The organism is Phenylobacterium sp. (genome assembly GCF_036563285.1).
GTDB lineage: Bacteria > Pseudomonadota > Alphaproteobacteria > Caulobacterales > Caulobacteraceae > Phenylobacterium.
Genome location: NZ_DATCMR010000011.1, coordinates 1,369,415 through 1,379,138 on the forward strand (window position 1 = coordinate 1,369,415; position 9,724 = coordinate 1,379,138).

Consider the following 9,724-nt stretch of genomic DNA (forward strand, 5'->3'; position numbering starts at 1 on the left):
CCGGCGTCTAGGTTGCGGCGATGATCACGCCAATCCTGATGCTGGGCGCCGGGCGCATGGGCGGCGCTGTGCTGGAGGGGTGGGGACGGGCAGACGCCTTCCCGGCCGCCGAGCTGATGATCCGCGATCCGCAGCCCGGCCCTCAGGCGCTTGCGGCCGAGTCCGACGGCGCCGTTCTAAATCCTCCGGACGCCGAGCTTGCCCGGGCCAAGACCGTGCTCTTGTGCGTGAAGCCGCAGGCCTGGCGCGAGGTGGCGGCCGAGACGGCGGCCTGGCTCGCCTCAGACGCGGTAATCGTCTCCGTGGCGGCGGGGGTGAGGGCCGACGACATCTCAAAGGAATTCGGCGGCCGGTGCGTCGCCCGGGTGATGCCGACCACTGCGGCGGCGATCGGGCAGGGGACCGCCAGCCTCTACGCCGACGACCCGGCGGCGCTGGCTAGAGCGCACGCCCTGTTCGAGCCCCTGGGGGCGGTGGTCGACCTCACCGACGAGGCGCAGATGCATGCCGCGACCGCGGTCTCCGGCTCGGGTCCGGCCTACCTCTACGCCTTCGTGGAGGCGCTGGAGGGTGCGGGCGTGGCTGCCGGCCTCCCGCACAAGGAAGCCGCCCGGCTGGCGCGCTCGACCATGGCCGGCGCGGCCGCCCTGATGGCCCAGAGCGGCGCCGAGCCGGCCGAGCTTCGCCGCCAGGTGACGTCGCCCGGCGGCACGACTGAAGCGGCGCTGAACGTGCTGCTGGGCGCCGACGGCCTGCCGACGCTCCTGCGCGAAGCCGTGGCGCGGGCGGTGCGGCGCTCTAAGGAGCTGGGCGCCTGAAGCCCGCCCAGGTGGCCATGGCCGAGAGGGTGAGGGCCAGCGCGATGAGGAGCTGCAGCACCAGGTGGTTGGCGTCCGGCGGCAGGTGCACGCCGTCGTTCGGGAGCACCTGCACGGTGTCGGCGAACCAGCGGGCGTGGACCCGCTTCCAGCCCGGCGTCGCGCCCCAGACGTAGGGCGACCACCAGGTGGTGACCTGCAGCCCCGCCCAGAGCAGCAGCGCCAATGAGGCGGTGAGCTGCGCCCACCGCCGGCTCGTCCACATCCACGCCACCAGCATCACGGTGAGCGGTGCCAGCATGAGATCGAGTCTCTCCTGGCCGTTGCCGGTGCGCACGTCGTTCCACGGATGGAGGTCGATCCACTCGACCACCTGCAGATAGACGCCGAGCACCAGCACGGCGACGGCCGCGCGGCGGTGCGCCGGCATCAGCGCGCCCGCGTCCAGGTCTGCTTCTGGCAGATGACCAGCACGCAGCCTTCGAGCTTCAGCGTCCCGTCCGGGTTGATGCGGATCTTGGAGTCGTAGGTCTTGCCCTCCTCGGGGTCGTAGATCTTGCCGCCGGTCCAGCGGCCGGTCTCCACGCGGCGGAAGTCGCGGATGAAGGTCGACCCGACCAGCCGCTGACCGCGGAGCTTGGGGTTCGGGTTGTTGGCGTCCAGCAGCGGCTGGCCGGGCTTTTCGCTCTTGAGCCAGGTGAAGACGCCGCACATCCGGTCGGGCTTGGCCGCGCAGGGGCTGATCCGGACCTTTGCCGAGCCGCCCTGGACCAGCCAGTCGCCCTCGACCGGATCGGCCGCGAGGGCGGGGGTCGCGGCGAGCAGGAACGCGGCCGCGAGGATGAGCTTACGCATCGAGAAGACCTCCCCTGGTGTCCTGATGAACAAGCTCTGTCGTAACGGCTGAACCTTGGCTGAACGGTGTTCGTTATGCGGCGTTCAGCTTCACCTTAGCCGGGCAGCCGCACCACGGCCCTCAGCCCGCCCAACGGCGAGCGGTCCAGGGTGATGTCGCCGCCGTGGCCGCGGGCGACGTCGCGGGCGATGGCGAGGCCCAGGCCCACTCCCTTGGTGTTCTGGTTGCGCGCCTCGTCCAGGCGCCCGAATGCCTTGAAGGCGTCCTCGTACCGCTCGACGGGGATGCCGGGCCCGTCGTCGTCGACCACGATCTCCACTCCGCCAGCGGGCCGGGTGCGGGCCATGATCTCCACCCGCTCGCCGTGGACGGCGGCGTTCATGACGATGTTCGAGAGCGCCCGCTTCAGCGCCTGCGGCCGAACGCTGGCGGTCAGCTCCGGGTCGGCTGTGATGTCCACGCGCGAGCCGGCCTGCACGGCGCCCTCGCTCACCTCCTCGATCAGCGGGCGCAGCCGTACGGTCTCGACGACCTCGCCGCCCTCGCCTTTCGCGAAGGCGAGGTACTCGTCGATCATGTGCTCCATCTCCGCCAGGTCCTTCTTCATGGCGGCATTGCGCTTGGACGGCTCGGCGAGCGCCAGGGCCAGCTTCAGGCGGGTGAGCGGCGTCCTCAGGTCGTGGCTGACGGCGGCCAGCAGGGTGGTGCGCTGGTCGATGTGCCGCTGGATGCGCGAGCGCATGTCGAGGAAGGCGCTGGCCGCGCGGCGGACCTCGCGCGCGCCGTGCGGCTTGAAGGCCGGCACGTCCCCGCCGCGGCCGAACGCCTCGGCGGCGTTGGCCAGCCGCTCGATGGCGCGGACCTGATTGCGGATGAACAGGATGGCGATGGCGGTGAGCAGCACCGTCGCCACGGTCATCCAGAGCACGAAGATGTGGCCCTGGGTGGCGAACGCCCTGTCCCGGGGCGCCAGGACGCGCAGCACGCCGCCCGGAACCGCCACCCGGATGTCGACGTAGGCGGGGTAGCGGGTCGTGTCGAACCAGAAGGGCGTGTCCAGCCGCTCCTCCAGGGCCCGTTCCAGGGAGCGGTCGATGGGGGCGAAGAACGGCTCGAACAGCACGGGAGGGTCGCGGCGGGTGGCGGGAAGCTGCCGGCCGGGCTGCAGCGCGATGGAGAGGCCCATGGATCCCTCGGCGCGGGTGGACAGCTTGGCGAAGGCGGCGGGGCTGGGGTCGTCCTGATAGCTCTCAACCGCCCAGGCGATGTCGCCGGCCAGGCCCTCCGACAGCCGCGAGGTCACGGTCTGCCAGTGGGCGTCGAAGAAGATGTAGGTGACCGCGATCTGCATCAGGGCCACCGGCAGCACGATGATCAGCAGCGACCGGCCGAACAGCGTCTTCGGCATCTGCCGCTTCAGCCAGCGCCCCAGGATGCGCGATCGGAACCGGAGCCTCATCAGTCGGGCGCGAGCCTGTAGCCTATGCCCCGCACCGTCTGCAGGTAGCGCGGCGCCTTGGGGTCGGCCTCGATCTTACGCCTCAGGCGGGTGACCTGCACGTCGACCGCGCGTCCGGAGGGATCGACGGTGCCGCGGGCGAGCTCCAGCCGGTCGACCGCTTCGTGCGGGGTGCGGGCGAGCTGCCTCAAGAGCGCCACCTCAGCCTCCGTGAGGCGCACGATTTCCCCGTCGCAGGCGAGCTCCCCGCGGTCCGGATCGAACTCACAGCGCCCCAGCTTCAGCGGTCCCCCCGTCGTCGGACGGTTCGCGGCCCGGCGCAGGATCGCCTCGATGCGCAGCAGCAGCTCCTCCGGCTCGAACGGCTTGGCCAGGTAGTCGTCGGCGCCGAGCTTCAGCCCCTCGATGCGGTCGCCGGCGTCGCCGCGGGCGGTCAGCATCAGCACCGGCGTGCGGCCCGCCGGGCCCCGTTGCTCGCGCAGCCACCTGGTCAGCGAAAACCCGTCCTCGCCCGGCATCATCACGTCGAAGACGGCGAGGTCGAAGTCCAGGCTCTCCATCAGCTTGCGCGCGCCCGCACCTCCCGAGGCGGCGGTGACGCGGAAGCCGGCGCGGGCCAGGTACTCCTTCAGCAGCTCCCGGATCCGGTCGTCGTCATCGACGATCAGGAGGTGGCGGCCCCGCTCGCGCGTCTCGGTCATGCTCATCCTGCCGGCCCCCCAGCCTGCGGGCTGCGGGTGCGTCCTCCCGCCAGGGCCGACAAGATACGTCGACTACCCGCCACGCCGTCCAGCCCCGCCGCGCGATAGGCCCGGGCGATCTGGCTGCGAAGCCGCTCGCTGACGGCAGCCTCGAAGGCCTGGCCCTTGGCTGTGAGCGCCGCCGAGCGGCGGCGGCCGTCGAGGTCGCCGGCCGTCTTCTCCACCAGCCCCTTGGCCTGCAGGTCCACCAGGATGCGGCTCGCGGCCTGTTTCGACAGGCTGGTCAGGTGTGCGAGCTCCTGCACGCCCACGCCCGGCCTGCGCCTCAGCAGGAAGGCTGCCCGCCAGTGGGAACGGCCGAGCCCCAGCCCCTCGGCGTCGAGCCCCTGGTCGACGGCGGCCCACAGCGAGGCCTCCGCCAGCAGCAGTAGCTCGAGCCCGGCGTCGAGCTCGTCCTCGCGCAGGATCAGGCGCGGATCGGCCGGCAGGCTCACGACCTATGAGCCCATTTTGTTTGACGAGGGCAGGCGGGCCGTTCCAAGGAATGGCCTCTGAAAGGAGGCATCTCGCCTATGACTATCGTTCCCTTCGACGATCGCGACGGATGGATCTGGCTGGACGGCCAGTTCGTGCCCTGGCGCGAGGCGAAGGTGCACGTACTCACCCATGGCCTGCACTATGCTTCGGCCGTGTTCGAGGGCGAGCGGATGTACGGGGGCGAGATCTACGAGCTGACCGCGCATACCGAGCGTCTGTTCAAGTCGGCCGAGATCCTGGATTTCGAAATACCGTTCACCGTGGCGGAGATCGACCAGGCCTGCAAGGACACCTGCGCCAAGAACGGGCTCTCCGACGCCTACGTCCGGCCGATCGCCTGGCGCGGCACGGAGATGATCGGGGTCTCGGCCCAGAACACAAAGATCCACGTGGCCATCGCGGTGTGGGAGTGGCCGAGCTACTTCAAGCCCGAGGAGAAGGCCAAGGGCATCCGCATGTGCTGGGCCAAGTACAAGCGGCCCTCGCCGGAGACCGAGCCGGTGCACGCCAAGGCCACCGGCCTCTACATGATCTGCACCATCTCCAAGCACGCCGCGGAGAAGGACGGCTTCACCGACGCCATGATGCTCGACTGGCGCGGGTACATCGCCGAGTCCACCGGCTCGAACGTGTTCTTCGTGCGCGACGGGGTGATCCACACGCCGACGCCCGACTGCTTCCTGGACGGCATCACCCGCCAGTCGGTGATCCGGCTCGCGCGGAGCAAGGGCTTCGAGGTGGTGGAGCGCCACATCCGCCCGGAGGAACTGGCCAACTTCTCCGAGTGCTTCGTGACCGGCACGGCTGCCGAGGTGACCCCGGTCTCGCAGATCGGCGAGTACAGCTTCCGCCCGGGCAACATCTCGCTCAGCCTGATGGACGACTACGCCAAGATGGTCCGGCGGGAGTTGGTGGCGGCGGCGTAACCTTCGGAGGGCGGCTCTGCCGCCCTCCGCTTTGCTTCAGAGCAGCAGCGCGTATGGCCGCGGATAGGCTTCGTCGCGGGCCAGGTAGATCACGCCGACGAGCGTGCGGACGAAGAAGTAGATCGCGGCGACCGTCATCACCGCCGAGCCGATCACCAGGAGCGGGATGCCGATGAGGATGAACGACAACGGGATCCCCACCACCAGCACCATGCAGCCGAGGATGACGGCCACGATCGTTATCCAGAAGGTCCGGATCAGGAAGGTGTAGTGGCTGCGCATCTTGGGGCTGGCGGACCCCTGCGTGGCGTAGGCGATGATCAGGCCGACGATCGGGGTGATGACGGTCACCGGGCCCAGCAGATAGAGCGCGTAGGCCACGGCCGGCATCGTCTTGTCGTCCGTAGCGCCGTAGTCCAGACGATCCGTCATCGTGGGTCGACCTCCTGACGCAGCCGATGATGCTCGCCAATCAGGTGGGCGCCCAGTGAAAGGTTGGAAAGGTCGCGGCGGGTTAAATCTTCTACAGAATTCCGCAGCTTAGCTCGCCCGCACCACGGTGACCTCGACCCCGGCGCCTGTGGCGTGCGGGGCGAGCGCGAGCGGCTTCTCAACCCTTACGCGCGCGCGGGTGACGCGCGGGTCGGTCAGGCACTGGCGCGCCAGCCGTTCGGCGAAGGTCTCCACCAGTTGGATGTGACCCTGGCCGGCGAGGTCCTGGGCGGCCTTCAGGATGGTCTCGTAATTGAGCGTGTCGGCGAGTCGCTCGACGCCTGCGGTCGGGACATCAAGCTCCACGTCCACCTTCAGCGGCTGCAACCGGCCCACCTCGTGCTTGTAGACGCCGATCTGAGCCTGCACCTCGACGCCGGTGACGAAGACCTTGGTCAGCACCACGCGCGCGTCCGCCGCTGGGGCAGGGGTGGTCTCGGGCGCAGGGGCGGCGGTCATGGGCTCCTCCACGCCAGGTGCTGGCCGGAGTCGACGGCGATCATCTGACCGGTGACGGAGGGGGCGTCAATCAGGTAGCGCAGGGCGCCGGCGATCTCAGCGGGGGACACCGGCCTCTGGAGCAGGGTCGAGGCGGCCTCGGCGGCGAAGGCGGCCTGGTCCTGGTGGATCGAGGGCAGGGTGGGCCCTGGCCCGATGCCGTTGACCCGGATGCGGGGCGCCAGCGCCTGGGCCAGCATGCGGGTAGCGTCCCAAAGCGCGGCCTTGCTGAGCGAATAGGAGAAGAACTCGGGCGTCGGCTTCAACACCCGCTGGTCGAGGACGTTGACGATCAGTCCCTCGCGGTCGGCCGGGAGCCTCCGAGCGAACACCTGCGCCAGCACCAAGGGCGCGCGCAGGTTGGTCTCCATGTGCAGGTCCCACGAGGCGCGGTTGAAGCTCTCGAACGCGTCCTCCTCGAAGACGCTGGCGGAGTTCACCAGCAGGGTGACGGGGCCGAGCTCGGCCTCAGCCTGGCCGATCAGGGGAGCGGTGGCGCCTTCCTGGCGCAGGTCGCAGGCGAAGATGGCCGCGTTGCGGCCGCGGGAGCGCACCTCCCCGGCGGCGGCTTCCGCCTCGTCGTCCACGCTGCGGACATGGATGGCGACGTCGTAGCCGGCCTCGGCGGCGGCGGTCACCAGCGCCCGGCCGATCCGCCGCGCGCCTCCGGTGATGAGCGCCGCGCCGCGGCTGGCCACTGGCTGCCTCGGCCTCAGTCGAGCCGGCCGAACTCGAAGATGTTCAGCGCGCCGATGACGACGAGGAAGATGACGATGGCGTAGATCCCGATCATGGGGACTCCAGGGTTCGCTTGCCGGGGCTTTAGCGAGGCTCGCTGCGGCCCGCAACACGCTTGTCCAACGGGCGAAGACGCGGTCTAGCTTCCGGAAAATCAAAGATGGAAGGGACGCCATGCCGCTGGAGCCCATACCGACGGCGCAAATCCGCAAGATCGCGGAGGGCATCGATCGGCCGGAGGACGTGGTGGTGGCCAGGGACGGCCGCGTCTTCGCCGCCGACCACCAGTGCGCCGTGGCGCAGATACATCCGGACGGGACGTTCACCCGTATGGGCCCTAAGGGCGGGGCGCCAAACGGCATCAACATGGACAGGCAGGGACGGGTGGTGATCGCCAACTTCGGCATCTACGACCGTGAGCCGGGCCCGCTGCAGCGGTTCGACCCCAAGACCGGCGCGCATGAGACCCTGCTCGCCGAGGTTGAGGGCCGCAGCCTCACCTCCTCGAACTATCCGATGATCGACAGCGCCGGGAACATCTGGTGCGCCAACTCCACGCACGCGGAGACCTGGCCCAAGGCGCTGGACGGCCGCGCCGATGGCTTCATTTTCGTGCTCAGGCCAGACGGCTCCGCCTCGATCGTCGCCGACGGGTTGCAGTTCCCGAACGGGATGGCGCTCTCCGCCGACGAGCGGTGGCTCTACTGCGCGCAGACCACGGGGGCGAACGTGCTGCGTTTCGCGATCCTCGAAGGCGGGCGGCTCGGACCCGGTGAGCAGTACGGGCCGGTGCTCGGCAACCTGGCGCTGCCCGGCCAGCCGGCGCCGGCGACGGAGACGCTGGGCTACACCGACGGCATCGGCTTCGACGGCGAGGGCAACCTCTGGGTCTGCCTGCCGGCGGCCAACAAGGTGGTGGCGATCACGCCGGACGGCGACCTTCAGACGGTGATCCACGATCCGGGTGGCGAGACGGTGAACCATCCCACCAACGTCACTTGGGGCGGGGCAGACCTGAAGGACCTCTACCTCGGCTCCATCCGGGCGAATTATGTGCTGAAGGCGCGGTCCCCGGTTGCGGGCCAGGCGATGGTGCACCAGTTGTGACGCCGGGAAGGGCTTCCCCCCTTACCAGCGATCATTAAAATGAGCGTTTGAATGTCGGGGCGGACGGCCTCGGCGCGCTTGCCAAGAACCGGTCCAGGAGGACGTCCATGCGCGAATACCTCAAGTTCTACATCGATGGCCAATGGGTGGAGCCGACCGAGCTGAAGACGCTCGACGTCATCAACCCGGCCACCGAAGAGGTCTGCGGGAAGATCGCGCTCGGCAACGCCGCCGACGTGGACAAGGCCGTGAAGGCCGCCCGCAAGGCGTTCGCCAGCTGGTCGCAGACCTCCCGCGAGGAGCGCCTGGAGGTCCTGGGCCGCATCCTGGCGGAGTACCAGAAGCGCTTCGGCGACCTCGCTACCGCCGTGACCGAAGAGATGGGCGCCCCCGCCTCGCTCGCGCAGCGCGCCCAGGTGCCGGCCGGCATGGGCCACCTGGCCACCGCCGCCCAGATCCTGAAGGACTTCAAGTTCGAGGAGGACCGCGGCCAGACGATGATCGTCAAGGAGCCGATCGGCGTCTGCTCGTTCATCACCCCCTGGAACTGGCCGCTGAACCAGATCGCCTGCAAGGTGGCGCCGGCCATCGCGACGGGCTGCACCATGGTGCTGAAGCCGTCGGAAGTGGCGCCGTTCTCCGGGCACATCTTCGCCGAGATCATGCATGCGGCCGGCGTCCCGGCGGGCGTGTTCAACCTCGTCCACGGCGACGGCCCGGGCGTGGGCGTGCCGCTCTCCACCCACCCTGAGGTGGACATGGTGTCCTTCACCGGCTCCACCCGCGCCGGCATCGAGGTGGCCAAGAACGCGGCGCCAACGGTCAAGCGCGTGCACCAGGAGCTGGGCGGCAAGAGCCCGAACATCGTCCTCGACGACGACGCCTTCACCAAGAGCGTCGCCCGCGGCGTGCAGCACGTGATGACCAACTCCGGCCAGAGCTGCAACGCGCCCACCCGCATGCTCGTCCCGTCCAAGCGGATGGACGAGGCCATGGCCGTGGCGAAGGAAGCCGCCGACCAGATCACCGTCGGCGATCCCAACGGCAACGCCATGCTGGGGCCGGTGGTCTCGGAGGTTCAGTGGAACAAGATCCAGGGCCTGATCCAGAAGGGGGTCGAGGAAGGCGCCACCCTGGTGACCGGCGGCCCCGGCCGGCCGGAGGGGATCGACAAGGGCTACTTCGTGAAGCCCACGATCTTCGGCAACGTGAACAACCAGATGACGATCGCCCGCGAGGAGATCTTCGGACCCGTCCTCACCATCCTCGGCTACGAGAGCGTCGACCAGGCGATCGAGATCGGCAACGACACCGAGTACGGGCTGGCCGGCTACGTGAACGGCGCCGACATCGAGAAGGCCCGCCAGGTCGCCCGCAAGATCCGTGCTGGCCAGGTGTCGATCAACGGCGGCGCCGATATGACCGCCCCGTTCGGCGGCTACAAGATGAGCGGCAACGGGCGCGAGTGGGGCGACTTCGCCTTCCACGAGTTCCTGGAGACCAAGGCCATCCTCGGCTACGCGCCGAAGCAGGCCGCGGAGTAAGCCACGCACAACCGGGGAAGGGCCGCCGCAAGGCGGCCCTTTCTCGTT

General features: G+C 69.5%; 12 protein-coding genes. 4 read left to right on the forward strand and 8 right to left on the reverse strand.

What is annotated here, in order from left to right:
• Positions 1 to 23: 23 nt before the first annotated feature.
• Complete coding sequence (gene proC, locus VIL76_RS17590) at positions 24 to 818, forward strand: pyrroline-5-carboxylate reductase (RefSeq protein WP_332046518.1); 795 nt, start codon at positions 24 to 26, stop codon at positions 816 to 818.
• Here proC and VIL76_RS17595 read toward each other — a convergent pair.
• From VIL76_RS17595 to VIL76_RS17615, 5 genes are all read right to left on the reverse strand, one after another.
• Positions 799 to 1,248: a hypothetical protein gene (locus VIL76_RS17595; RefSeq protein WP_332046342.1), complete on the reverse strand. Its 450-nt coding sequence runs from the start codon at positions 1,246 to 1,248 to the stop codon at positions 799 to 801. The genes proC and VIL76_RS17595 overlap by 20 nt on opposite strands.
• Entirely contained in the window at positions 1,248 to 1,673 is a 426-nt protein-coding gene (locus VIL76_RS17600; RefSeq protein ID WP_332046343.1) for a DUF2147 domain-containing protein, read from the reverse strand. Before VIL76_RS17600 ends, VIL76_RS17595 begins: the two co-directional genes overlap by 1 nt.
• A gap of 95 nt (positions 1,674 to 1,768) precedes the next feature.
• A complete protein-coding gene (locus VIL76_RS17605) occupies positions 1,769 to 3,082 on the reverse strand; it encodes an ATP-binding protein (RefSeq protein ID WP_332046344.1) in 1,314 nt (437 codons plus the stop codon).
• A 50-nt stretch (positions 3,083 to 3,132) separates the two neighbouring features.
• Entirely contained in the window at positions 3,133 to 3,834 is a 702-nt protein-coding gene (locus tag VIL76_RS17610) for a response regulator (protein WP_414695446.1), read from the reverse strand.
• A 2-nt stretch (positions 3,835 to 3,836) separates the two neighbouring features.
• On the reverse strand, positions 3,837 to 4,328 hold the full coding sequence (locus VIL76_RS17615; RefSeq protein ID WP_332046346.1) for a MarR family winged helix-turn-helix transcriptional regulator: 492 nt from the start codon (positions 4,326 to 4,328) through the stop codon (positions 3,837 to 3,839).
• Between the two features lie 78 nt (positions 4,329 to 4,406).
• Here VIL76_RS17615 and VIL76_RS17620 point away from each other — a divergent pair, with 78 nt between their 5' ends.
• Complete coding sequence (locus tag VIL76_RS17620) at positions 4,407 to 5,297, forward strand: branched-chain amino acid aminotransferase (RefSeq protein ID WP_332046347.1); 891 nt, start codon at positions 4,407 to 4,409, stop codon at positions 5,295 to 5,297.
• A gap of 36 nt (positions 5,298 to 5,333) precedes the next feature.
• Here the strand turns inward: VIL76_RS17620 and VIL76_RS17625 are convergent, their stop codons facing one another.
• The 3 genes from VIL76_RS17625 to VIL76_RS17635 all read right to left on the reverse strand — a co-directional run bounded on the left by VIL76_RS17625 (position 5,334) and on the right by VIL76_RS17635 (position 6,985).
• Positions 5,334 to 5,729: a hypothetical protein gene (locus VIL76_RS17625; RefSeq protein WP_332046348.1), complete on the reverse strand. Its 396-nt coding sequence runs from the start codon at positions 5,727 to 5,729 to the stop codon at positions 5,334 to 5,336.
• Between the two features lie 108 nt (positions 5,730 to 5,837).
• Positions 5,838 to 6,248: a dihydroneopterin aldolase gene (folB, locus tag VIL76_RS17630; RefSeq protein ID WP_332046349.1), complete on the reverse strand. Its 411-nt coding sequence runs from the start codon at positions 6,246 to 6,248 to the stop codon at positions 5,838 to 5,840.
• A complete protein-coding gene (locus VIL76_RS17635; RefSeq protein ID WP_332046350.1) occupies positions 6,245 to 6,985 on the reverse strand; it encodes an SDR family oxidoreductase in 741 nt (246 codons plus the stop codon). Before VIL76_RS17635 ends, folB begins: the two co-directional genes overlap by 4 nt.
• A 214-nt stretch (positions 6,986 to 7,199) precedes the next feature.
• On the opposite strand from VIL76_RS17635, the gene VIL76_RS17640 reads away from it, so the two are divergent.
• Together VIL76_RS17640 and VIL76_RS17645 are read left to right on the forward strand one after the other, a co-directional pair.
• Positions 7,200 to 8,132 (forward strand): SMP-30/gluconolactonase/LRE family protein, encoded by a 933-nt coding sequence (locus tag VIL76_RS17640; protein ID WP_332046351.1) that lies wholly within the window; start codon positions 7,200 to 7,202, stop codon positions 8,130 to 8,132.
• Positions 8,133 to 8,239: 107 nt separating this feature from the next.
• A complete protein-coding gene (locus VIL76_RS17645; RefSeq protein ID WP_332046352.1) occupies positions 8,240 to 9,676 on the forward strand; it encodes an aldehyde dehydrogenase family protein in 1,437 nt (478 codons plus the stop codon).
• Positions 9,677 to 9,724 lie beyond the last annotated feature (48 nt).

Coding starts and splice junctions, on each gene's coding strand:
- VIL76_RS17600 (WP_332046343.1), bottom strand. CDS start 1,673: ATGCGTAAGCTCATCCTCGCGGCCGCGTTCCTGCTCGCCGCGACCCCC.
- VIL76_RS17625 (WP_332046348.1), bottom strand. CDS start 5,729: ATGACGGATCGTCTGGACTACGGCGCTACGGACGACAAGACGATGCCG.
- VIL76_RS17620 (WP_332046347.1), top strand. CDS start 4,407: ATGACTATCGTTCCCTTCGACGATCGCGACGGATGGATCTGGCTGGAC.
- VIL76_RS17605 (WP_332046344.1), bottom strand. CDS start 3,082: ATGCCGAAGACGCTGTTCGGCCGGTCGCTGCTGATCATCGTGCTGCCG.
- VIL76_RS17610 (WP_414695446.1), bottom strand. CDS start 3,834: ATGACCGAGACGCGCGAGCGGGGCCGCCACCTCCTGATCGTCGATGAC.
- VIL76_RS17645 (WP_332046352.1), top strand. CDS start 8,240: ATGCGCGAATACCTCAAGTTCTACATCGATGGCCAATGGGTGGAGCCG.
- folB (WP_332046349.1), bottom strand. CDS start 6,248: ATGACCGCCGCCCCTGCGCCCGAGACCACCCCTGCCCCAGCGGCGGAC.
- VIL76_RS17640 (WP_332046351.1), top strand. CDS start 7,200: ATGCCGCTGGAGCCCATACCGACGGCGCAAATCCGCAAGATCGCGGAG.
- VIL76_RS17595 (WP_332046342.1), bottom strand. CDS start 1,248: ATGCCGGCGCACCGCCGCGCGGCCGTCGCCGTGCTGGTGCTCGGCGTC.